This window comes from Nocardia macrotermitis (assembly GCF_009604405.1).
Classification (GTDB): domain Bacteria; phylum Actinomycetota; class Actinomycetes; order Mycobacteriales; family Mycobacteriaceae; genus Nocardia; species Nocardia macrotermitis.
The window spans coordinates 474998-496708 of sequence record NZ_WEGK01000001.1 but is presented as its reverse complement, the minus strand read 5'-3'; the positions used below and the strand labels follow the sequence as shown (position 1 = coordinate 496708).

At 68.8% G+C, this 21711-nt stretch carries 22 protein-coding genes and 1 pseudogene; 8 read left to right on the top strand and 15 right to left on the bottom strand.

Annotated features, from left to right (window positions below; all coding sequences use genetic code 11):
- Positions 1-61: 61 nt before the first annotated feature.
- Entirely contained in the window at positions 62-742 is a 681-nt protein-coding gene (locus tag NRB20_RS02150; RefSeq protein ID WP_153407442.1) for a DUF305 domain-containing protein, read from the bottom strand.
- Entirely contained in the window at positions 742-2319 is a 1578-nt protein-coding gene (locus tag NRB20_RS02145) for an LVIVD repeat-containing protein (protein ID WP_153407441.1), read from the bottom strand. The genes NRB20_RS02150 and NRB20_RS02145 overlap by 1 nt, the downstream gene beginning before the upstream one ends.
- A 202-nt stretch (positions 2320-2521) precedes the next feature.
- Here NRB20_RS02145 and NRB20_RS02140 point away from each other — a divergent pair, with 202 nt between their 5' ends.
- From NRB20_RS02140 to NRB20_RS02135, 3 genes are all read left to right on the top strand, one after another.
- Positions 2522-3301 (top strand): acyl-[acyl-carrier-protein] thioesterase, encoded by a 780-nt coding sequence (locus tag NRB20_RS02140; RefSeq protein WP_153407440.1) that lies wholly within the window; start codon positions 2522-2524, stop codon positions 3299-3301.
- A gap of 84 nt (positions 3302-3385) precedes the next feature.
- Positions 3386-3553, top strand: coding sequence for a hypothetical protein (locus NRB20_RS37445; protein ID WP_194289685.1), 168 nt, complete (start codon positions 3386-3388; stop codon positions 3551-3553).
- A 56-nt stretch (positions 3554-3609) separates the two neighbouring features.
- On the top strand, positions 3610-4434 hold the full coding sequence (locus NRB20_RS02135; protein ID WP_153407439.1) for a DUF2785 domain-containing protein: 825 nt from the start codon (positions 3610-3612) through the stop codon (positions 4432-4434).
- A 6-nt stretch (positions 4435-4440) separates the two neighbouring features.
- Here the strand turns inward: NRB20_RS02135 and NRB20_RS02130 are convergent, their stop codons facing one another.
- Entirely contained in the window at positions 4441-5400 is a 960-nt protein-coding gene (locus tag NRB20_RS02130) for a LysR family transcriptional regulator (protein WP_153407438.1), read from the bottom strand.
- 237 nt (positions 5401-5637) lie between these two features.
- Here NRB20_RS02130 and NRB20_RS02125 point away from each other — a divergent pair, with 237 nt between their 5' ends.
- A complete protein-coding gene (locus NRB20_RS02125) occupies positions 5638-6891 on the top strand; it encodes a Glu/Leu/Phe/Val dehydrogenase dimerization domain-containing protein (RefSeq protein ID WP_406603767.1) in 1254 nt (417 codons plus the stop codon).
- 42 nt (positions 6892-6933) lie between these two features.
- Here NRB20_RS02125 and NRB20_RS02120 read toward each other — a convergent pair whose 3' ends face one another.
- The 3 genes and pseudogenes from NRB20_RS02120 to NRB20_RS02110 form a co-directional block, all read right to left on the bottom strand.
- Complete coding sequence (locus tag NRB20_RS02120) at positions 6934-7335, bottom strand: DUF302 domain-containing protein (RefSeq protein ID WP_153407437.1); 402 nt, start codon at positions 7333-7335, stop codon at positions 6934-6936.
- 228 nt (positions 7336-7563) lie between these two features.
- Positions 7564-7887, bottom strand: a pseudogene (locus NRB20_RS02115) (carboxymuconolactone decarboxylase family protein).
- A 46-nt stretch (positions 7888-7933) separates the two neighbouring features.
- A complete protein-coding gene (locus NRB20_RS02110) occupies positions 7934-8956 on the bottom strand; it encodes an aldo/keto reductase (RefSeq protein WP_153407435.1) in 1023 nt (340 codons plus the stop codon).
- Positions 8957-9100: 144 nt separating this feature from the next.
- Here NRB20_RS02110 and NRB20_RS02105 point away from each other — a divergent pair, with 144 nt between their 5' ends.
- The gene (locus NRB20_RS02105) at positions 9101-9691 is read left to right on the top strand and encodes a TetR/AcrR family transcriptional regulator (protein ID WP_153407434.1); all 591 of its coding nucleotides are present in this window, start codon (positions 9101-9103) and stop codon (positions 9689-9691) included.
- Positions 9692-9772: 81 nt separating this feature from the next.
- Here NRB20_RS02105 and NRB20_RS02100 read toward each other — a convergent pair whose 3' ends face one another.
- On the bottom strand, positions 9773-10204 hold the full coding sequence (locus tag NRB20_RS02100) for a nitroreductase family deazaflavin-dependent oxidoreductase (protein WP_153407433.1): 432 nt from the start codon (positions 10202-10204) through the stop codon (positions 9773-9775).
- Between the two features lie 154 nt (positions 10205-10358).
- On the opposite strand from NRB20_RS02100, the gene NRB20_RS02095 reads away from it, so the two are divergent.
- Complete coding sequence (locus NRB20_RS02095; RefSeq protein ID WP_153407432.1) at positions 10359-11081, top strand: hypothetical protein; 723 nt, start codon at positions 10359-10361, stop codon at positions 11079-11081.
- A gap of 23 nt (positions 11082-11104) precedes the next feature.
- Here NRB20_RS02095 and NRB20_RS02090 read toward each other — a convergent pair whose 3' ends face one another.
- The 8 genes from NRB20_RS02090 to NRB20_RS02055 form a co-directional block, all read right to left on the bottom strand.
- The gene (locus NRB20_RS02090; RefSeq protein ID WP_153407431.1) at positions 11105-12076 is read right to left on the bottom strand and encodes a 3-methyladenine DNA glycosylase; all 972 of its coding nucleotides are present in this window, start codon (positions 12074-12076) and stop codon (positions 11105-11107) included.
- 8 nt (positions 12077-12084) lie between these two features.
- Positions 12085-13149 carry a hemolysin family protein gene (locus NRB20_RS02085; protein WP_153407430.1) on the bottom strand — a complete coding sequence of 355 codons (1065 nt, stop codon included), beginning with the start codon at positions 13147-13149 and terminating at the stop codon, positions 12085-12087.
- Positions 13142-14515, bottom strand: coding sequence for a hemolysin family protein (locus tag NRB20_RS02080; protein ID WP_319944341.1), 1374 nt, complete (start codon positions 14513-14515; stop codon positions 13142-13144). Before NRB20_RS02080 ends, NRB20_RS02085 begins: the two co-directional genes overlap by 8 nt.
- A gap of 272 nt (positions 14516-14787) precedes the next feature.
- Entirely contained in the window at positions 14788-16224 is a 1437-nt protein-coding gene (locus NRB20_RS02075) for a GuaB1 family IMP dehydrogenase-related protein (protein ID WP_319944340.1), read from the bottom strand.
- Positions 16225-16312: 88 nt separating this feature from the next.
- A complete protein-coding gene (locus NRB20_RS02070) occupies positions 16313-16798 on the bottom strand; it encodes a DnaJ family domain-containing protein (protein WP_153407429.1) in 486 nt (161 codons plus the stop codon).
- A gap of 525 nt (positions 16799-17323) precedes the next feature.
- Positions 17324-18742 (bottom strand): DEAD/DEAH box helicase, encoded by a 1419-nt coding sequence (locus tag NRB20_RS02065; protein WP_319944339.1) that lies wholly within the window; start codon positions 18740-18742, stop codon positions 17324-17326.
- Positions 18735-19679 carry a M56 family metallopeptidase gene (locus tag NRB20_RS02060; protein WP_153407428.1) on the bottom strand — a complete coding sequence of 315 codons (945 nt, stop codon included), beginning with the start codon at positions 19677-19679 and terminating at the stop codon, positions 18735-18737. The genes NRB20_RS02065 and NRB20_RS02060 overlap by 8 nt, the downstream gene beginning before the upstream one ends.
- A 63-nt stretch (positions 19680-19742) precedes the next feature.
- Complete coding sequence (locus tag NRB20_RS02055) at positions 19743-20180, bottom strand: BlaI/MecI/CopY family transcriptional regulator (protein ID WP_153407427.1); 438 nt, start codon at positions 20178-20180, stop codon at positions 19743-19745.
- 167 nt (positions 20181-20347) lie between these two features.
- On the opposite strand from NRB20_RS02055, the gene NRB20_RS02050 reads away from it, so the two are divergent.
- Positions 20348-21055: a hypothetical protein gene (locus tag NRB20_RS02050; protein ID WP_153407426.1), complete on the top strand. Its 708-nt coding sequence runs from the start codon at positions 20348-20350 to the stop codon at positions 21053-21055.
- 196 nt (positions 21056-21251) lie between these two features.
- The gene (locus NRB20_RS02045) at positions 21252-21698 is read left to right on the top strand and encodes a PaaI family thioesterase (protein ID WP_153407425.1); all 447 of its coding nucleotides are present in this window, start codon (positions 21252-21254) and stop codon (positions 21696-21698) included.
- Positions 21699-21711 lie beyond the last annotated feature (13 nt).

Genomic DNA, 21711 nt, shown 5'->3' with positions numbered 1-21711 from the left:
CCCACGCCGATCTTCGCCACATCGTGGCGCGCGAACGTCGGTTTCGATCAGGGCCGGAGGGTCAGGGCAGCGGTTGCGCGCCGAGCTGGGAGAGCAGGTAGGTGATCATACCGACCTCCTGGCTCTGGCCGGTGATCATGGCGCGGGCCTGTTCCTTGACCGCGCCGGAAGGTAGCGCGCGATCCGCGGCCCGGGCCATGGTGATGCCGCCGAGGTGGTGGCGATACATCAACTGCAGGAACAGGACCGCGGCGTCGCGGCCGCGGGCGGCGGCGAGGGCGTCGAGCTGGGCCTGGGTGGCCCTACCGGGCATGGTGGTTGCCGCGGATGTCGTCGCGGTGGTCATGGACATGCCGGAATGTGTTGCCGCGGTGGTGGTTCCGTTGTGCATCCAGGCCATCGGATGATTCGACATCGGTGCGGCTCCGGCCAGTCGCAACCAGCCGAGCATGGTGCCGATCTCCACCCGCTGGGACTGATCGATCTGCTGGGCCAGTCGAAGCACCGTCGGGTCGGCCCCGGGATCCAGGCGTTGCACCAGGAACAGCGCCTGCTCGTGGTGGGTGACCATATCCTGGGCGAAGCCGATCTCGACGTCGTTGAGAATCGGTGTGGGCGTGGGATGTTCGGGCAGGATCACCGGCCGCAGCGCCGCGCCGATCACCAGCAGGATCAGTGCCGTCGCGGCGTAGGCGGCGACGCGGTAGGCTCGCCCGCCCAGCCGTGCCCAGCCACGGTCCATCAGGACCCCACGATCGAATGCTGGTCCGCCGGAGGCGAATACACGCCGTTGTCGAGCTGCAGGACCATGAAGCCGTTGTCGTTACAGGTGGTCCACAGCTGGCTGCCGTGCCACTCCGGCGGCGCGAAACACCAATCCGTGGACAGATCCCCGAAGGCCAGCATGCCCGTCCGCGGCGAAAGTGCCTGTGCCGGATCGAATTTGCCGTCCAGTACCGCGCGGGCCATCGAGAAGCCCTCCAGCGCGGGCGGTCCGATCAACGACGCGAGCGCGTGCGGGGAGTTCCACAGATTCAGGTTCTGTCCCGTGCGCGCGGGCGGGTTGTAGTACGCGATCTCGCGGGCGTGGAACGGATCTCGCACGTCGAACACCCGGATGCCCGAGGACTCCCAGCCGCACGCCAGCGCGGTCGGATTGTCCGGGCGGTCGGCCGCGCAGTAGTGCGGATCGTAGGAGAACACCGAACCGCCCATCGAGGAGGCGAGCTGGCTGTCCAGATTGTCGGGCAGGTTGATCTGGAGCTTGATCTTGTCGACCACGCGCGGATTTCGCTCGTCGGAGATGTCCACGAGCTTCACCCCGCCCGCGCCCGCCTCGTCGACGGTGAACAGATACGGTTTGCCGCCGTAGGTGACCGGAATGCTGTGCTGGGTGGCCCAGCCGTCGGTCCAGAACACCCGGCCGATGTGGTTGACCTGCGGGTTCGGATCGCGCCGCTGGACCGCGCTGATATCGAGCACGGTGAATCCGGCCAGGGCCGACAGATACATCCGGTTGCCGTCGGGGCTGATCCCGAACCCGTGCGCCTCGATACCGGTCATACCCTGCCAGATCACGTGCGGATTCGACGGATCGGTGAGGTCGACCGCGCTGATGAAACCGGGTGCGATACCCGAGGCCCAGTAGGTGCGGCCGTCGGGGGAGAAACCGCCCTCGTGTGTCGTGATCGGCAGCGGCATGGCGAGATTGGTGCCCGGACCGGGATTGAGCAGCCGGGGATGCGCGCAGTCGGAGATGTCGTAGACCGACAGCAGTCCGGCGCCTTCCAGGAACGGAACGCCGGTGCCCACCAACAACTTTCGCTTGGTGTTGACCTTCAGGCTCTCCCAGGTGCCCGCCAGCATCGCCGGTTCGGTGAGGGTGGCGGTCAGGACCGGATGCGCCGGATCCGACACGTCGAGCACCTGCACGCCCTGCGCCGGGCCCAGGATGTTGCCGGGGAAGAACGAGCCGGTGTAGGAGCAGTGGTCGAACGTGGTGGAGGTGATGCCCGCACCGCGGCCGGTGTAGCCGCCGACCATCGAGATGTTGCAGCGGTAGCCCTGTTTGCTGCGGCCGCTGTCGCGGTCCGCGGCCGAGACGTCGCCCTGCATACCGGTTTCCGGTAGCGAGCCCGGTCCGCAGTTCGCGCGCGGCACCGCGGTCGTCCCGACGTCGAGGAACTGCTGCACCTGCGTGGCGATATCGGATTGCAGATCCGCCGACGCGCCGCCGAGCGGCAGTGTCGCCGCCGCGAGCAGTGCCGCCAACACCACCACGACCGGTTTGGACCGCCGAACTCCCGTGAACCGCCACATTGCGGAACCCCCAACCTCTCAGCCGGTTTCGTGCCGTGCGCGGACGATGAATCGTCCTTGACATCGACAATCCGAAACGGTAGCTCACCTGACTGGTCGGTAGGTTCGTTTTCGTGGAATGACGGGCCGGGGTCCGGTGCCGGGATGGCCGACCGGTCGGCCCGATCGGTACGCTCGCCTGGGACCTGCGAAAGGAGCGTTCATGAGCACCACAGCTACGGTCGATCGGTTCGCGAGTATCGCATTTCCACTGCCACCGTGCGGTGACGAGAGCCGGGCGTTCCACGTCGAGTGGCCGGTACGGCTGGGCGATACCGACGTCGAGGCGCGGTTGCGGCTCGACGCGATGGCCCGATACCTCCAGGACGTGGGATACGACCATTTGCAGGCGGTGGAGGAGGGGGATCTGCATCAGGGATGGATCGTGCGGCGCACCGTGATCGATGTGCTCGAGCCGATCGGATTCGGCGATCGGGTGCACCTGCGGCGCTGGCCGTCCGCGCTGTCGAATCGGTGGTGCAATATGCGCATCCAGGTCCGCGGTGAGAACGGGGGACTGGTCGAATCGGAGATGTTCCTCATCCACGTGGATCTCGAGGCCGGCCGCCCCGCCCGGATGAGCGACCGGTTCATGGCCCCCATGCTCGCGGCCACCACGGAACATCGGCTGCGCTGGCGCGCCGCACTCGCCGAGCGGACCGACGCCGAGGGCGAATGCTGGCGATTTCCGTTGCGGGTCACCGATGTCGACCGCTACGGGCACGTCAACAATGCCGTGCACTGGGAGGCGATCGAGGAGGCGCTGGCCCGCTTCCCTCGAACATCGCCGTACCGCGTCATCCTCGAACACGCCGGACCGGTCATGGCGGGCGACGACGTCCTGATCCGCACCTGGCCGGACGACACCGCCCTGCACATACAACTCGAAGTCTCCGGCGGCGTCCGAACCCTGGCCCGGATCGAATCCCTCGACCCGTCCTGAGCACGGCGTCGATCCCGACCGGCTGATCGCCGGGAGTTGCGGCGGCTCGCCCACCGCCCGGCGAAATGGGTGTAGAACGAGAGCATGAGCAGGCAGGTGACCATCGTGCTCTACGTGCTGGCGATGATCGTCGTCATCGTCGGCGTGGACGTCCTGTTCTTCCGTAACCACTTCTGGGCGCGCCTGATGGTGAACGTCGGCATCGTCCTGCTCTTCGGCGGGTTCTACCTGAGGTTCGTCAAGGGTTCCTGACCCGAGCGATTCCGCGCGCCGAACGCGCGTCCGTGCGCCGGGCCTATCATCGCCGGGTGGGGAATCGCGGCGTCGACATCGGCGGAATCGATTGGCGGACAGTGGCACGGGCCGAGTGGCCGGTGCCCGACGGGATCGACGCGGCCCGGTTGGCCGACGTCCTGGCGCGGATGCTCGCGGCCGCCGATCCGGTGGTGCGGGACGAGTACGGGTGCACCGCGCTGACGGTGTGGGCGCGGCGCGGGATCCTGGACTCCGAGCTCGCCCGACTCGGCGACGCGATGGCGCGGCGTCTCACCGCGCATCCCGAGATACAGGCCAGATCCTTTGCGGCACTGGCACTTCGGGTCGTCCTGACGCGCGGTGACGACCGTTGCGGGGACGATGTCGAAGGCTGGTACGAGTCGTTCGCGCAGTGGTATCCGAACGAACGCGACGTTCGCGGCCACGACCCCGCCCTGGGCTGGTTGCACGCGTTCGCCCACGGTGCGGACGCCGCGGCCGCGTTCGCCACGGCCCTGCCCGAGCGCGCACCGGACATTCTGCGCCTGTGCGCGCGGCGAATGACCGCCCGCGACACCGACATTCGATACGACCAGCTCGAGGACGCCAGTCTGGCGCGCGCGATCACCGCTGTGCTGTGCGCTCCCACGCTGACGCGGGCGCGGGCGCTGGCGTGGTTCGAGGTGCTGGACGACGCGTTCGCCGGGGCGGAGCCCGGTCCGTGCCCGGCCTGGGCGGCCAACACGTTCGCCACCCTGCAATCGCTGCATCTGCATCTGACCCGTGGACTGGGGGACAGCGGCGTCCCGCGGCACGCCGACGCGGTCGCCGAACGCGTCGTCGGCATTCTCCGGATGCCGTATCCCTGGTTAGGGTGATCGCGTTCAGCCGAGGCGCAGGTCGGGGGCGCCGACTTGTGGGGTGGGGGAGGTCGGGTCGACGGCCAGGCCCTTCGCGGCGGCGGCGGTGCGGATCGCGTCGACCACGATGAGCAGGGCGGTGCGGCGCGCGGTGTTGGTGCGGTAGGCCAGCGATACGGTTCGGGTCAGCGTGTCGCCGAGGGGGAGGATGTCGACGCCGGGCGGACGCAGCGCCAGGCCCAGGTCGGAGACCAGGGTGACGCCGAGACCGGCCGCGACCATCGCCATCGCGGTCGCCTGCTCTTCCACCTCGTGATCGATCCGGGGCGCGAGTCCGGCAGACTGGAACGCCAGGCGGACCGCGTGCCCGAAATGCGACCGCGCGGGCGCGAGAATCCACGGGTGTTCGGCCAGATCCGCGAGCGTCACACCCGCGACGGCCACCGCGTCGGCCGGTACGGCGGCGTGCAGGCGTTCGACCGCGATGACGGTGCGGCGCAGATCCCGGTCCCAGGTCGTCGGGTAGTTCGAATAGTCCAGGACGAAGGACAGATCCAGCGCGCCGTCGCGGACCGCGGCGGCCGTGGTCTCGGGGGCGAGTTCCTTGGTGCGCACCAGAATGCCCGGATGGGTGCGGGCGAGAGTGGTGAGCGCGTCGGGGAGCAGGCCCGAGGCCACCGACGCCCACACACCGGCGGTGAGTTTCGCGGTGACCGATTCACCGGCCTCCTCGAGGGCCTGGGTCGCGCGTTCGACCGCGGCGAGGATCTCCTCGGCGTGTTCGGCGAGCAGGACGCCCAGGTCGGTGAGTTGCAGGCGGCGGCCGCGGCGCTCGAACAGGCGGGTGCCGACATCGCGTTCGAGCTGCGCGAGCTGCTGGGATACCGCCGACGCCGTGTAGTGCAGCGCGTTCGCGGTCGCGGTGATCGTGCCGCGCCGGTGCAACTCACGCAACATCCGCAGTCGGGCCAGCGACAGATCCATGACATCGAGCCTAGAGGCGTCGCGATGCCCGCGCGGGCGATGCCCGGGCGCTCTACAGGAACGCTGAACACCTCTGTTAATAAACCGTAAATAGACGCGAGAACAGGTTTAGCCGCAGGCTGGAGGCATCGAACGGGAGAGTTCGGCGGGACGACGAGGTCCGGAACGGGAGATACGCGACCCGGGCGCAGGCTGCGAGCGGCGTCGGGCACGACCATGAACAGGAGGTGATCCGCTGTGACGACTTTGCAGGATCCTATCGGTGGAACCCCACCCGCGACCACACAGCCCGTTCCCGTGCTACCCGCATCGGTCGTCACTCCCGCACTCCGCCGCCCCGAGCCGTACATGCGTCTGCACTGGACCGATGCGATCACCGGCGCGGTCGGATACCTCGTCGTGCACACCCTGCGATCGGGCCTGGCCACCGGCGGCACCCGGATGCGCGCCGGATGCACGCTGACCGAGGTCGAGGATCTGGCTCGCGGTATGGCCAACAAGACCGCCACCTTCGAACTGCCGGTCGGCGGCGCGAAGGGCGGTATCGACTTCGACCCGAAGGATCCGCGCGCGATCGAGGTGCTGGAGCGGTTCTGCGAGGCCATGCGCCCGTGGATCGACGCGCACTGGGTGACCGCCGAGGACCTGGGCGTCCCGCAGCACCTGATCGACGAGGTCTTCGAGAAACTCGGTCTGGGCCAGAGCTACCACGCCGCGATTCGCCGCGCCGCCGATCCGGCCGCCACCCTGGAACGGATCCGGAACGGGTTGAACGCCGCGGTCGACGGCGGTTTCCTGCTCGGCGACGTGATCGGCGGATACGGTGTCGCGCACGCCTGCCTGGCCGCCGCGGTGTCCTGGGGCCGGTCGCCCGCGCAGACGACCGTCGCGATCCAGGGCATCGGCACCATGGGCGGCGCTGCGGCCTACTACCTGCACGAGGCCGGGATGACGGTCACGGCCCTGGCCGACGCCGCGGGCACGCTGTATTGCGCTGCGGGACTGGATGTTCCGGCGTTGCTGGAGCTGCGGGACGGCTTCGGCGAGATCGACCGCACGCGACTGCCGGAGGGAATCGAGCAGCGCCCGCGCGCGGAGATCCTGTCCGTGGACGCGGATATCCTGGTGCCGGCGGCGATCTCGTACGCGATCACGCCGGACAACTCGTTCGACATCCGCGCGCGCGTCATCGTGGAGGCCGCCAACGCCGCCACCACACCGGAGGCCGAAGCAATGCTCGCCGCCCGCGGTGTCCCGGTGCTGCCCGATTTCGTCGCCAATGCCGGGGCCGTGGCCTGGGCGTGGTGGCTGCTGCTCGGCGAGGTCGACGACAACCCCGACAACTCCTTCGACCGGCTGCGCACCATCATGCACAGCAAGGTCGCCGAACTGCTGTCCGCGTGGGCCGAGCAGGGACGCACCCCGCGCGAGACCGGTCACCGCTGGGCCGACGATCCGGCACCGGTGTCCGGGCCGGTCGTCATCCCCTGAGCAGCGAGTGCGATCGGGACGTCCGGTCGCACCGCCGAGCAGCTATTTCTCGGCGAGTGAGCGGATGACCGCCTGGAGTCGCGCGGTCGCCTCCGCGGCGACCTCGGTGACGGCCGGAGCGTCGATGATGCCCGACATCATCCGCGGGTCGGCGGCCTCCACCAACACCGTGTCGGCGTCGGCGTCGCGCACCACGACATTGCAGGGCAGCAGCAGGCCGAGGCGGCGTTCGGACTCGAGTGCCCGATGCGCGAGCGGGGGATTGCACGCGCCGAGAATGAGGTAGTTCTCCATGTCGGCGTCGAGTTTCGCACGCAGCGTGGCCTGTACGTCGATCTCGGTCAGAACTCCGAAACCCTGCTGCGACAATGCTTTTCGGGTCCACTCCACGACATCGCCGAAGGGTGCGCGCAGGGTGACCGACAAGGTCGGATCGGTGTTCATCGGATCGCGCGCCTCCTATCGGCCGAGCAAGCGGCGCAGGGGATTCCGGCGCGGCTCGTCGGTGTGGGTGGCACCGGTATCGGCGGCGCCGGAGTGGCCGGGGCACCACTGGTCGGCGGGGACCTGCGCGCGCACCTGGTCGATATGCTGGCCGCAACCGGACCAGGTGGTCTTGCCGCAGGTCCTACACGGGATCGGGTTGCACATACGGTTCCTTTCCGTGGCTGATCACGCCCGAGCGTCGTCGAGTGCGTCGGCGGATTCGCAGAATGCTTCGTAGGCACGTGCGCCGTGGATGGTCGCAGGTCCGCCGTGCATGAGGAAGGTTACGCCGATCGCCTCGGCGGCTTCCTGGCGTGTCGCCCCGGCGCGGGCGGCGGCCTGCCCGTGCGAGGCGATACCGCCATCGCACCCCTCGACCACGCCGATGGCCGGCGCGATCAGTCTTGGTCTTGCGGTCGAGCGCGCCCGGCGTTGCCGCGTTCCCCGAAGCCTCGGTCGACCTTGGGGATGGCACGGCGCGCGGTGCTGCGGAGCGAGTTCGCGGAGCATCTCGGCCCGTGGCGAGAGGTGAGGGTTCCTGTCTTGAGCGGCGCGCTCAGGCGGCGTTGCGTTCGCTCACCGGACGTCGGCGCAGGTGCGGGTTCAGCATGGCGGCGGGCTGATAGGTCTGGTCGAGGACGCCGATGTCGGTGCCGGGCGGGACGATCTCGTCGATGCGGTCCAGGATGTCGTCGGTGAGGGTGACCTCGAGTCCGGTGAGCAGTCCTTCGAGCTGTTCCATCGTGCGCGCGCCGAGCAGGGCGCTGGTCACGCCCGGGTGGGCGATGGTGAACGCCATGGCCAGATGGGTCAGCGGCAGCCCGGCCTCCTCGGCGAGCGGGATGAGCCGCTCCACCACCTCGACGCGGTGTTCGTCGGTGAGCGCGCGCAGCATTCCGGCGCGGCGCACATCGGTGTCCTGCCCCTTGCGGATGCGGCCGGTGAGCAGGCCCTGGCCGAGCGGACCCCAGGTCACCACGCCCATGCCGTAGCGCTGCGCGATCGGCAGGACCTCGCGTTCGATGCCGCGGTTGAGGATCGAATAGGCCGGTTGTTCGGCGCGGAAACGTTCGTATCCGCGACGTTCGGCGACCCACTGCGCCTCGACCATGTCCGAGGGCGGCGTGTTGGAGGAGCCGATCGCGCGGACCTTTCCGCTGCGGATCAGATCGGTCAGGACCGAGAGGGTCTCCTCGACGTCGGTTTCCGGATCCAGCTTGTGGATCTGGTAGAGGTCGATGTGGTCGGTCTGCAGGCGGCGCAGCGAATTCTCGACCTCGGTGGTGATCCAGCGGCGCGAGGCGCCCTGGTGATTGGGGTCCTTCCCCATCGGGCGGCTCACCTTCGTGGCGAGCACGACATCGTCGCGGCGTCCCCGAAGTGCTTTGCCCACAACCTCTTCCGAGTCGCCGTAGGCATCGGAGGTGTCGATGAAGTTGATCCCGGAGTCCAGCGCCCGATGGATGATGCGCGCCGAATCCTCCGGATCGGGATTGCCCACGGCCGTGGCGAACATCAGCGCGCCGAGCGCGTACGGGCTGACCCTGATGCCGGTGCGGCCGAGTGTGCGGTACTGCATGACTTGCTCCTCACGGAGTGATGACGGGATGTGGCCGGCGTGCGGCCGATGCCGTAGCCTCGAACTAATCGGAAAGCTATTCCGGAACTATACGGAAAAGTTTTCCGGTTATCCAACCGAAGGGGTGAATTGATCGAGGAAACGATGCCCACCAGCGCGGATGCCGGTGGTGAGGCGCCCGCGCCGCGTCGCCGCCGGGCCGATGCGCAACGCAATGTCGACGCGCTGCTGGAAGCTGCCAAGAGCGTCTTCGCGGACTCGGGTGTGGACGCGCCAGCGAAGGAGATCACCGATCGCGCCGGGGTCGGCGTCGGCACGCTGTACCGGCACTTCCCGCAGCGATCGGATCTGGTCGCGGCCGTGCTGGAACGCGAGATCGACGTGTGCGTCGAGGCGGGACCGACCCTGTCCGCCGCGTACGGCCCGGTCGAAGCGCTGACGAGATGGCTCTATCGCCTCACCGAATTCGTCGGTACCAAACGCGGACTCGCGACGGCGATCCATTCGGGCGCACCGAAATTCGACGATCTGGCTGATCGGCTCCTGGCGCGACTCGTGCCCGTGCTCGCCGGACTCCTCGACGCCGCGGTCGCGACCGGCGAGGTTCGGGACGATATCGGTGCGCGCGAGCTGCTGCACGCGGTGGCCCTGCTCTGTCGGCCCGTCCCCGGCGAGGAGCTGAGCTACAACCAGCACATGGTAGGCGTTCTCATCGACGGGTTGCGTCGCGGCTGAGGTGATGACAGCGAAATGCCGGTCCGGTCATCCGACCGAACCGGCAATCATATTGTGCTGCAACCGGATTCGTGGTGGTTGTTACTTCGGGTCGAGCACGAAGACCGGGATCAGTCGGTCGGTCTTGGTCTGGTACTCCGCGTAGGGCGGGTAGGCGGCGACGGCGCGTTCCCACCACGCGGCGCGTTCGTCGCCCTCGACCTCGCGGGCGACGTACTCCTTGGTCACGGTGCCGTCCTGGAGCGGGAACTCCGGATGCGCCTTGATGTTGTAGTACCAGACCGGGTTCTCCGGCGCGCCGCCCTTGGAGGCGACGACCGCGTAACTGCCGTCGTGCTCCACCCGCATCACCGGGGTGTACCGCAGTTTGCCGCTCTTCGCGCCACGCAACGTCAACAGCACGATCGGCGACCCGACCACCTCGATCCCCGCGGTGGTACCCGTTTCCAGGATCGTCTTGGTCTGATCCTGCACCCAGTCCGTGGGGCTCAGCTCTACCGTCTCATCTGTCATGTTCAGCCCAACGGTGTGCGGGGTGTTCTCATTCCCACCGACGCCCCGAACAGCAAATCTCGGGCGATCGTGCGGCCGTGGCGATCGGCTTCACCGTGGCGGGCGCCGTCATCGCGACCTGCGGGATGCGGTGTGATGGGCGAGGATCACCGATATGCCCGAACCATATTTCTCGGCGGACCAACTCGATGAAACCGGCTGTCCCACTTGGCTCACCGCGCTCGCGTGTACGCCACAGGACCCGAACCACATGCTGCACATCGTGCGCGATCTCGAACCGGCCGACGCGCTGGCGCTGCTGGGCGTCGACCGGCAGGACATCCGGCCGTGCGTGCTGCCCGCCCGCATCCCGGACGATCGGTCGTCCCTGGCCAGGGCGGCGATCGAGCCGCTGGATCCCACGGTGGTGCTCATCGCCGGACGGGTCGGCGACTGGACGTTCGTCTACGACGACCTGGGCGAGACCGGTTATCTCTGGTACCTCGAGCAGCGTCCGCCGGTCGAGTCGGCCTCGGCCCTGTCCCGTGCGGGCGGCGCGGCTGCCACCGCCAATATCGCGTTGACCGGGCACATCGGCTTCGACTACGCGATCGACGGGCAGACCGTGTTCTACCACTCCGGGGACGAGTCCAGCCTCGAAGAACCCGACGAGGTGCCCGCGGAGATGCGCGCGGCCGTCGAGGCGGCGGGCACGGTCGAGGCCGAGTACGGCGACGACGGAATCACCATGCGGTTCATCTGCGCACTCGGCGGCCTGCCGCGCACGCTGGATGAATTGCGCGAGATCCCGCTGGTGATCGCGCCGCTCGACTCGCGGCCGGAACTGTTCCGGCCGACGTCGGTGACACTCAACCCGCAGCCGTACCCGTTCCGGTGATGAACGTCGAATATCCCACGCGGTCAGCGTGACTCGCGCTCGGCGGTGCTCGGCCGGAACGTCTCCGGTCGAGCATCGCCGGGCAGATGCGCGAGCAGTTCCCGGCACGCGGTGAGCAACTCGGCGCGCAGAGCACCGGCCCGATCCGCGAGCTCGGACTGCTGCCGGACGTATTCGGCTCGCCCGGCAGGGATTTCGATCGGAATCGGCTCGTACCCGTACTCCGACAGATCGTACGGGCTCGCGCACATATCGAGTTCCCGTGCGGCACAGGCGAGTTCGAAACAGTCCAGCAGCAGCGCCGAGCCGACCAGCGGGGTCAGTTTGAAGGCCCACTTGTACAGATCCATGTTGGCGTGCAGGCAGCCGGGTTGCTCGCGCAGCGTCTGGGTTTCGCGGGTCAGGGGTTCGATGTTCAGCGGGACCGCTTCGGGGGTGAAGAAGCGAAAGGCGTCGAAGTGGGTGCAGCGCAACGACATCGACTCCACCACGGCATCGGTGCCCGCATGGCCGAGACGCAGCGGCACCTGCTGATGCCGCACCTCCTGTGAGCGGTACACCATCGCCCACTCGTGCAGGCCGAAGCAGGACAGCCGGGCGGGCCGGGATGCGGTGGCGCGCAACAGGTTCGCCACGAATTCGAGGGTGTCGCGGCGGCGCAGCAGATAGGCGGGATCGGCGGTGCGGGCCGAGGTGGTCTCGTCCCGGTGGTATCCCCGCGCGCCGTCGTACTCGCGTGCGTTCTCCAGTGCCACACCGTAACCCGGATGCCAGCGGCGCAGCTGCGCCGGTTTGTGCCCGTAGTAGGTGAACAGGAAATCGATGACCGGATGCTTGGACCCCGCGGACCGGCGTTGCAGATACGGCCCGACGAGAGACTCGACCCGGTCGCGATGATCCTGCGCGCGGGCCCGCCAGTCCGCCTCGGCCAGCAGCCGGATTTCCGCTGCGCCGCAAGCTGTCTCGTCGCGGATCGGGCGGACCGGATCGTGCATCGCCACTCTCATTCCGCGATCCGGTGGGTGCCGTCGCGGACGGTGCCGACGAACTCCTCCACCAGATCCTCCAGTGCGACGATACCGACGGTGTTGCCGCGACTGTCCACCGCGCGCCCGAGATGACTGCTGGTGCGGCGCAGCCGCGCGAGCGCCTCGTACAGGGTGGTGCCCATGCTCACAGTGGGCAGCGGGCGGATATCGGTGCGGGGGATGGGTGTGTTCGGGCCCGCGTCGTCGTCGGCCACCTTGTCCAGCACGTCCTTGACGTGCAGATATCCGACCAGCGAACCGTCGTCGGTGCGCACCGGATACCGCGAGAAACCGGTCTCGGCGACCGCGGATTCGATATCGCCGAGCGTGGTGCCGTCCCCGCGCAACGGCACGCACCGGGTCTTGGCCAGCGGCACCATCACATCGGCGACGATCCGATCGGTGGTGCCCAGCGCCTGGGTCAGGCGGCGATGTTCGTCTTCGTCGATCAAACCCTCGGAACGGGACTCGCCGAGCATCTCGGCGAGTTCGACCGAGGAGACCGTGGCGTCCAACTCGTCCTTGGGTTCGATCCGCAACGCCCGCAGCGACAGATTCGCGGCCAGGTTGTAGAGCATGATCACCGGACGGGCCAGCCGCAACCAGACCAGCATCACCGGAACCAGCAGCAGCGCAACACGTTCCGGCCCGGCCAGGGCGATGTTCTTCGGGATCATCTCGCCCAGCAGCATGTGCAGGATCACCACCAGGCACAGCGCCAGCGCGAAGGAGACCGGATGCAGCAGCTGTTCGGGCATGTGGGCCAGTTCGAACGGCCGCGCCAGCAGATGCGAGATCGCCGGTTCACCGATCCGGCCCAGCAGCAGCGAGGCGATGGTGATGCCCAGCTGCGCGGCGGCCAGCATCATCGACAGGTGCTCACCGGCCCGGATGACCGTGGTCGCACCGCGTTTGCCCTGCGCCTCGAGCGCCTCGAGCCGGTCGCGGCGGGCGGAGATGAGGGCGAATTCCGCGCCGACGAACAGGGCGTTGCAGCCCAGCAACACCAGCGTCAGCAGCACACCGAACAGATCACCCATGGCTGAGCTCCCATTCCGCCACCGCGTCGGCGTCCACCGGCTCGAGTTGCACCCGGTCGATGCGCCGTCCGTCCATCCGCTCCACCCGGGCCAGCCAGCCGCCGGAGTTGTCCGAATGCTGTTGTGCCGTACCGGGATCGGGCAGCAGCACCTCGTCACCGGCCTCGGGGATCCGGCCCAGCCGGGTCAGCACCAGACCGCCGAGGGTTTCGTACTCGCCCTCGGGTGCGTCGTAGCCGGTGGTGCGGGCGACCTCGTCGATCCGCAGCAGACCCGAGCAGTTCCAGCCGGTAGAGGTGCGACGCACGTCGAGTTCCTCCTCGTCGTGCTCGTCGCGCACATCGCCGAGGATCTCCTCGATGATGTCCTCCATCGTCACCAGGCCCGCGGTGCCGCCGTACTCGTCGACCACGAGCGCCACCTGCATACCGTCCGCGCGCACCCGTTCCAGCACCGCGTCACCGTCGAGGCTGGCCGGAACGATCGGCACCGGTTGCGCGATCGCGCGCAGCACGATGTGGCGGCGGTCCCGAACCGGATGCAGGAACGCCTGTTTGACGTGCACCACCCCGAGCGTGTTGTCCAGATCGCCGTCGATCACCGGGAACCGGGAGAAGCCGGTGCGGCTCGCTGCGGCGATCAGATCGGCGATGGTCTCGTCCTGATCCAGGGACTCGATCTTCACCCGCGGGGTCATCAGCTCCTCGGCACTGCGCTCGCCGAACTCCAGCGAACGTCCCACCACCTGCGCGGTGCGCAGATCCAGTGCGCCGCGCAGCGCGGAGGTGCGCACCAGCGAGCCGAGTTCCTCGGGGGAGCGCGCCGAACGCAACTCCTCGGCGGGTTCGATGCCCAGATGCCGCACCACCCAGTTGGCGGTGCCGTTGAGCAGTTTGATCAGCCAGCCGAAGAACGTCGAGAACGTGATCATCGGGATGGCTGTCAGGCGCGCGACGCCCAGCGGTGTCGCGATGGCGATGTTCTTGGGCACCAGTTCGCCATAGACCATGGACAGCGAGGTGGCCAGGATCAACGACAGGACCAGTGAAATGCCCTGTGCCGCACCGGGACTCGCACCCAACGCGGTGCACAGCGGTTCGATCAACTTGGCCAGGACGGGTTCGGCGATATAACCGGTCACCAGGGTGGTCAAGGTGATACCCAGCTGCGCGCCGGACAGCTGGAACGACAGCGTGCGATGCGCGTGCCGCACCTGACGCGCCCGGCGGTCACCGTCGCGGGCGTGCGCCTCGACGGTGCTGCGTTCCAATGCGGTGAGTGAGAATTCGGCGGCGACGAACAGCGCCGTGCCGGCGGTGAGTGCGACGAAACCCACCAGACTCAGAATCGTGAGCAGGACGGACACGTCTCAACACCCTCCCCGAGGGGTGGAATGTCCGGGAGTTACGGGGCCGCCGGGTTTGTCACCCGGCTCGGTAGAGGAGCCCTCCTGAGTGGCGCCCTCGGACGCGGGTGACAACTGGTTCCTTTCGCAAGCGGAAGCTGTTCGTGGAGACGAATCCGGTCGCGGGCCTTCCTCCTGCCCGGACCGGCAACCCTCATGCTACCGGCAGCCGCCGCCGACGTCGCCACCGCGCCATGCGGTGACGACCCCGGCTCCCCGTGCGAACGAGCGCTTCACCAACCCGACGGCAGCGGGCGGCCCTCGGCGAATCCGGCGGCGGACTGCACGCCCAGCACCGCCTTGTCGTGCAGTTCGCCCAGCGTGCGGGCACCGGCGTAGGTGCAGGCGCTGCGCACACCCGAGCAGATGTGATCGATCAGATCCTCCACGCCCGGACGTTCGGGATCCAGGCGCATCCGCGAGGACGAGATGCCCTCCTCGAACAGTGCCTTACGGGCCCGGTCGAAGGCGTTGTCGGTGGCGGTGCGCGCGGCCACCGCACGCTTGGACGCCATGCCGAAACTCTCCTTGTAGGCGTTGCCGTCGCGGTCCACGCGCAGGTCGCCGGGGGATTCGTAGGTGCCCGCGAACCAGGAGCCGATCATCACGTTGGACGCGCCCGCGGCGATGGCCAGGGCGACGTCGCGCGGATGCCGCACGCCGCCGTCGGCCCAGATGTGCACGCCCAGATCCTTTGCCGCCGAAGCACATTCGGCCACTGCGGAGAACTGCGGGCGGCCCACGCCGGTCATCATGCGGGTGGTGCACATCGCGCCGGGGCCGACACCGACCTTGATGATGTCCGCACCGGCCGCGGCCAGATCGCGGGTGCCCTCGGCGGAGACCACGTTGCCCGCGACCAGCGGCACGCCCAGGCGCAGATCGGCGACCGAGCGCAGCGCCTCGAGCATCTTGATCTGGTGGCCGTGTGCGGTATCCATCACCAGTACGTCGGCGCCGGCGTCCACCAGGGCCTTCGCCTTGGCCGGGACGTCGCCGTTGATGCCGACCGCCGCCGCGATGCGCAGCTTGCCGGACCGGTCGATCGCCGGATCGTAGATGCCGGTGCGGACCGATGCGGTGCGGGTGAGCACCCCGGCCAGCGTGCCGTCCGCGGCCAGCAGCACCGCGAGCTGCGCGTGCCGGGCCTCGAGCAATTCGAAGATCTCGCGCGGTGAGGTGTCGACGGGGGCGGTGACGAATCCGGTGTCGGCGACGGCGCGCAGCCGGGCGAACCGGTCCACATCCGCGCAGCCGGATTCGGTGACCACGCCGATCGGGCGGTCGTTCTCCACGACGACCACCGCGCCGTGCGCGCGCTTGTGGATCAGTGCCAGCGCCTCGGACACCGAATGATCCGGGCCCAGCACCACCGGGGTGTCGGCGACCAGGGATCGGGCCTTGACGAAGGAGATCGTGTCCGAGGCCGCCTCGAGCGGAAGATCCTGCGGTAGAACGACGATGCCGCCGCGGCGGGCGACCGTCTCGGCCATCCGGCGACCGGCGACCGCGGTCATGTTGGCCACCACGATCGGGATCGTCGTGCCCGTCCCGTCGCTGGTCGACAGGTCGACGTCGAATCGGGACGTGACTTCCGTCCGGTTCGGGACGAGGAAGATGTCGTCGTAGGTCAGGTCATAGGGTGGCTGATGGCCCGCTAGAAACTGCACTCCGGCAATTGTAGGGGAACGCCAGGGTTACGTGGCCGAGCTCGGCGAATGCGGCGCGCGGCGGTTACCGGATGATTGCCGGGTCGTCTCAGCGGCGTCGGCGGAACAGCGCACGCCATCGCGAGGCGGCGGGCGGGCGTTCGGCCGCGGGCTCCTCGCGCGGTGCCGGAGGTTGCCGCCGGGCCCGCCACTGCGCGACCGCCTCGTCCGCATCCACCGGTGTCACGTTGACGTGCGGTCCGTGCGGCATCCGCAACCACGCGACGATCCGGTCGTTGAGCTCCGAGACATGCTCCCGCACCCGCTGCTCGGAATTCATCGCCCGCACCGCCTCCGGCAGCCGCTCCACATCCCGCCGCAACAGCAGCGACGGCGGCAACACCCCGTCCCCGCTCACCCCCTCCCGCCGCAGATAATCCTTCAACCACCAATCCTCGTCGTACCGCTGCCCCGCATCCGGCAGCGGCTTACCCGCCCCCGGCAGATCATCGAATTCCCCCCGATCGGTCGCCTCACGAATCTGCTTGTCCAGCCACGATTCGTAGGTCATGCCAGCCGGCTTACGTTCGGTCATCGGTACCCCTCCGCGATCGACTACCCCCACCCTAACCGATCTGCATGACCGAATTGTCCGAATAAGCCCGGCCTCCGTCCAGACCGCTCCGCACGAGAAATCGTGTCGCTCGGCGAACTCCCGGCCCTCTGCCGGGTCGCGCTGGCTCGGTGGGTGGGTCAGCGGGCGGCGGCTTCGGCGAGTATTTCGGACGCGGGCTCGATGGGAGGGGGCGAAGCGGCAGCGATTTGGGAATAGGGCCGGTCGCCGTACCGAGTCGCGCTGGCTTGGTCGTCAGCGGGTACGGCGGCTTCGGTGAGTGGCGTGTGGTTCGGGTGCGGGCTCGATGGGCAGGAGGCGCAGCGGCAGCGACGGGGATAGGGGGGCTGGTCGCCACTGAGTTGCGCTGGCTTGGTGGAGTGGGTCAGCGGGTTCGGTGAGTGGTGTGTGGTTCGGGTGCGGGCTCGATGTGGAAGAGGCGAAGTGGCAGCGGCTTGGGAATAGGGCCGGTCGTCGTACCGAGTCACGTCGGCTCGGTCGAGTGGGTCAGCGGGGGCGGCGGCTTCGGCGGGTGGCGTGCGGGCGGGCGGTTCGGGTGCGGCGGTGGTCGGCGGGTGCGGTGGTGCGGTTGGTTGGTGGGGGAGGGGGTGCGGTCGGGTCGGGGACCGGGGTGCCGGAGGGGTGGCGGGCTCCGGTGAGGGCGGTGAGGTGGGGGTCGCCGGGGCGGATGGTGGTGTGGGTGGGGTGGATTCCGGCGGTGCGGAGGAGTTGGTCGGTGGTTTCGCGGTCGTCCTCGGTGACGAGGGTGACCACGGTGCCGGTGGCTCCGGCGCGGGCGGTGCGGCCCGCGCGGTGCAGGTAGTCCTTGGGGTCGGCGGGCGGGTCGACGTGCACGACCAGGGAGATGTCGTCGACGTGGATGCCGCGGGCGGCCACGTCGGTGGCGACCAGGACGGGGGCCGAACCGTCGGCGAAGGCGGTCAGGGTGCGGGTGCGCTGGTTCTGGGCCTTGCCGCCGTGCAGGACGGCCGCGGCGATTCCGGATTCGCGCAGGCGGCGGGCGAGTTTGTCCGCGCCGTACTGGGTGCGGACGAACAGCAGGGTGCGGCCCTCGCGCGCGGCGATCTCGGTGACGATCGCGCGCTTGTCGGCCTTGCGCAGGTGCAGCAGGTGATGGGTGATGGCCGGACATGATCCGATCTCGCCCGATGATGCGATCGTCCCGGCACGTGTTCCGGCAGGCTCGGGTGAGTTCGTATCGCCCTGGCGCGCAACGGGTTCCGAGGAATCATCCGTGGTGCCCGAGAGGGGCGCGTCGACCGCGTGCAACACCGGATCGCGCAGGTATCGCCGCACCAGGACATCCACCGCGTCATCCAGAGTGGCCGAGAACAGCAGATGCTGGCTGTCCACGGGCACCAGATCCAACAGCGCGGTGACCTGGTCGAGGAAACCGAGTTCGGCCATGTGATCGGCCTCGTCCACCGCGACCACGCGCACCGCGTCGAGCCCGGCCGCACCCTGCGCGATCAGATCGGCGAGCCGCCCGGGAGTGGCGATGAGCAGGTCGACGCCGCGATCGAGCCGTTGCGCCTGCCGGGCGATCGGGACGCCGCCGACCGCGGTCCCCAGCCGCAGCCCGAGGGCCAGGGCGGGTTCGTCCAACGCCGTCTCGATCTGCACGGCGAGTTCCCGGGTCGGCGCGAGGATCAACCCGCGCGGCCGCCGGGGAGCCGAGGCCGCCCGGACGAGCCGCGCCAGCATGGGCAGCCCGAAGGCGAGGGTTTTGCCGGATCCCGTTGCGGCCCGGCCCAATACGTCTCGTCCGGCGAGGATGTCGGGCACGGCGGCGGCCTGGATCGGGAACGCGGTCTCGAGCCCGGCCCGGCGCAACGCCTGCACCAGCGGAACCGGCAAACCCAGATCGGCGAACCGTGGCGCGCGCACCGCGCCCGGTTCAGGCACGGAACAGGCGCTTCAACTCGACGAGCCAGGGAATCGCCACCGCGAGGGTCGGCACCACCAGGATCGCCGCGGCCGCGAGATAGGCGGCGGTCGCGATGCGCAGATCACCGAGCGGTCCGGCCAGCCGCTGGATGCGGATCAGCGTGGTCGGCCCGCCGACGGCCATCGCGCCCTGCGGCGCGGTCGAATTCGAGCAGGCCACCAGCGCGCGGGCCAGCGGCGTCGCGCCCGTGACCTTGACCGCGGAATCGTCGGCGAGCAGTTCGATCAGCAGTTTGACCGAATCGAGCGCGGACTTGCTACGCACGAACCGGGGGAACGCCTCGTGCGCGGCGGTGAACGCCTCGAGCACCAGATCGTGCCGGGCCCGCAGATGCGAACGCTCATGGCTCACGATCGCGGTCAGTTCCGATTCGGTGAGGCTGTCGAAGGTGCCCTGGCTCAACACCACGCGGCGACGCAGACCGGGCAGGCAGTAGGCGATCGGTTCGGCGGCGGCGAGCACCCGGATGTCGGCGGCCCGCTGGCCGCTCAGGTCGCCGCCCTGATCGAGCAGGTCGACCAGGATGCGATGGCGGGTGCGGCGGCGTCTGGTGTGGATGCCGACCCGGATCACCATGTAGATCAGGCGTCCGCCGACCAGCAGGGTGAGCGCGAAGACGATGACGTACGCGAGCCACAGCGGCAGGCCCAGGGCGTGGATCTCGCGGGTGGGCGAGGTGGTCGGGCGTCCGTCGGGACCCGGGACCAGCAGCAGACTGGCGATGGCCAGACCGGAACCGAAGGCGCTCAGCACCGCGGCGAGGGCGACGGCCTGCCACAGCACCAGGGCCGCTCGTGGCGTCCGGTACGGCCACGAGGCTCGGCTGAGCAGGGCTGGGACCGGTCCCGCCAGAAGCAAAGCGAGACCGGCGAAAACCGGCGCGGTTGCATTCATCTCAGCTCACTGCGTTGTGGGGCCAGGGCCCGAGATCGCGGCGTTCGGGAGCGCCGCAGCTCTCTACTGCGGCGGGGCGACTCCCTTGTCGTCGGACGCGTTGCGCGTGGTGTTGGATTTGGTACGCGCGGCCTCGGTGGCTTCGAGCTTAGCGAGTGCCTCGCGCAGGGCGGCAGCCCCGTCATTTCCGACCTGTTCGACGAAGTGCACCAGGGCCGCGCGACGGCTGCCGACCTCGTCGGCCTGCTGGAGCGCGTCGACCATGAGGCTGGCGACCAGCTCGTCGCGGGTGTGCACGGGGGCGTACCGGTGTGCGCGGTCGTCGCGCTGCTGGACGACCAGATCCTTCTTGGCCAGCCGCTGTAGAACCGTCATCACTGTGGTGTACGCGAGTTCGCGATGCGCGGCGAGGGCCTCGTGGACCTGTCGGACCGTCTGGGGTTGATCGGCCGACCACAACTGGTCCATGACCGCTTTCTCGAGTTCACCAAGACCTGCCATCCCACAAGCTTACGGAGACAACGACGCCAATGCGTACTACAGGTCGTCGTAACCAGTCGGTAGCCCTGTGGGATTTTTCATACGGATCCCGGTCATTGCCCCGAGAAGTCTGGTAAGGCTAACCTATCTTTTGTTCAGGTCCGCACAGTTTCTCGAAGGAGGTTCGAATGTTCGAGCCGATCACCGTCTGTCCGCCCCGCCACTGCGAGCCGGTATTCGGACACGCCTGTGCGCGATTGCGGGCTTTGCAGCCGGAACATCCACGCGTCTACGCGGTCGCGGCCATGGTCGATCACGGGCGTCGCCGCTGGTGGCGGCTGTCCGACGGGCTGGACGAGGGGCGGATCGCCCTGATGTATCGCCGCCACGCCGCCGAGATGAGCAGCCCGGAGATCGCCGCGGAGGTGGTGGCGACGGCGCTGATCCACGCGGTGGTCGGCCGGGTGGTCGCGCTGCTGGTGGCCGAGGGGCGCGCCTGGGATCCGGGTCTCGAGAATCTGTGGGTGCATTCGGACAACGACGGCGGCATCGACTGGGCGGGCTTGTCCGACACCACGATTCGCGTCGTCGAGGGTGATCGGCTGGCGGGGCAGCCGGGCGTGGTGGTGTTGCCGTGCGAGCGGGCGCTGGAGGTGTGGTTGGCGCATCGCTGTTCGACGGCGTTGACGTTCGTGCAGGCCGCGCTGTGGCGCTGTGCCGGGCTGACCCCGGGCCGATTCTGGTCGCTGGTGGCCGAGAGCGTCGTCGGCGCGGCGACGTACGTGCCGGATCTGGCGGGCACCTCCTCGACGGTGGGCGCGGAACGCGGCCAGGGTCTGCTGGCCGCGATGCAGGAACGCGGTCTGCCGGTGCGTAGGACTTGCCTTGTTAGGTAAGCCTGCCCTATACTGAATTCGGCGTCAGGATCGAGCGAGAGTCCCGAGGGCTGCGGTTGACTCCCCGATTCGTTGCCGCGGCGGGTCCGGCCATCGTGCCGGGCCCGCCGCTTTCGTCTTCGGCGTGGGAATACCCGCGATCTCCGTTCCCCGCCCCGCGAATCAGGCGTTAGCTGGGATATGCAACTGTTTTCACATGACAGAGAACGATCGGTCCCAGGTGCGCTCGCTGGCGGATCTGACTCCGGAGCAGATGACGCGGTTCAGCGAGGGGAGCTTTTCGGACCTGATCGGTCTGAAGTACACCGAGGTCTCGGCCGAGCGCGTGGTCGGGGAATGGGTGGTGTCGCCGCAGTTGCATCAGCCCGCGGGGATCGTCAACGGCGGTGTGTACTGCACCGTCATCGAGACGCTCGCCAGCGTGGGCGGCGGGGTCTGGTACGGCGAGCGCGGCTCGGTGGTCGGGGTGAACAACAACACCGATTTCCTGCGTGCGGTACGCGAGGGTGTGTTGCACGGCACGGCGACGCCGGTCCATCGCGGACGTTTGCAGCAGTTGTGGCAGGTGACGATCACCGACGAGCAGGAGCGGGTGATCGCGCGCGGGCAGGTTCGGTTGCAGAATCTGCCCGCCGCCGACTGATCTGCGCTGTTCC

Coding starts and splice junctions, on each gene's coding strand:
- NRB20_RS02150 (WP_153407442.1), bottom strand. CDS start 742: ATGGACCGTGGCTGGGCACGGCTGGGCGGGCGAGCCTACCGCGTCGCC.
- NRB20_RS02145 (WP_153407441.1), bottom strand. CDS start 2,319: ATGTGGCGGTTCACGGGAGTTCGGCGGTCCAAACCGGTCGTGGTGGTG.
- NRB20_RS02140 (WP_153407440.1), top strand. CDS start 2,522: ATGAGCACCACAGCTACGGTCGATCGGTTCGCGAGTATCGCATTTCCA.
- NRB20_RS37445 (WP_194289685.1), top strand. CDS start 3,386: ATGAGCAGGCAGGTGACCATCGTGCTCTACGTGCTGGCGATGATCGTC.
- NRB20_RS02130 (WP_153407438.1), bottom strand. CDS start 5,400: ATGGATCTGTCGCTGGCCCGACTGCGGATGTTGCGTGAGTTGCACCGG.
- NRB20_RS02120 (WP_153407437.1), bottom strand. CDS start 7,335: ATGAACACCGATCCGACCTTGTCGGTCACCCTGCGCGCACCCTTCGGC.
- NRB20_RS02110 (WP_153407435.1), bottom strand. CDS start 8,956: ATGCAGTACCGCACACTCGGCCGCACCGGCATCAGGGTCAGCCCGTAC.
- NRB20_RS02105 (WP_153407434.1), top strand. CDS start 9,101: ATGCCCACCAGCGCGGATGCCGGTGGTGAGGCGCCCGCGCCGCGTCGC.
- NRB20_RS02100 (WP_153407433.1), bottom strand. CDS start 10,204: ATGACAGATGAGACGGTAGAGCTGAGCCCCACGGACTGGGTGCAGGAT.
- NRB20_RS02095 (WP_153407432.1), top strand. CDS start 10,359: ATGCCCGAACCATATTTCTCGGCGGACCAACTCGATGAAACCGGCTGT.
- NRB20_RS02090 (WP_153407431.1), bottom strand. CDS start 12,076: ATGCACGATCCGGTCCGCCCGATCCGCGACGAGACAGCTTGCGGCGCA.
- NRB20_RS02085 (WP_153407430.1), bottom strand. CDS start 13,149: ATGGGTGATCTGTTCGGTGTGCTGCTGACGCTGGTGTTGCTGGGCTGC.
- NRB20_RS02070 (WP_153407429.1), bottom strand. CDS start 16,798: ATGACCGAACGTAAGCCGGCTGGCATGACCTACGAATCGTGGCTGGAC.
- NRB20_RS02060 (WP_153407428.1), bottom strand. CDS start 19,679: ATGAATGCAACCGCGCCGGTTTTCGCCGGTCTCGCTTTGCTTCTGGCG.
- NRB20_RS02055 (WP_153407427.1), bottom strand. CDS start 20,180: ATGGCAGGTCTTGGTGAACTCGAGAAAGCGGTCATGGACCAGTTGTGG.
- NRB20_RS02050 (WP_153407426.1), top strand. CDS start 20,348: ATGTTCGAGCCGATCACCGTCTGTCCGCCCCGCCACTGCGAGCCGGTA.
- NRB20_RS02045 (WP_153407425.1), top strand. CDS start 21,252: ATGACAGAGAACGATCGGTCCCAGGTGCGCTCGCTGGCGGATCTGACT.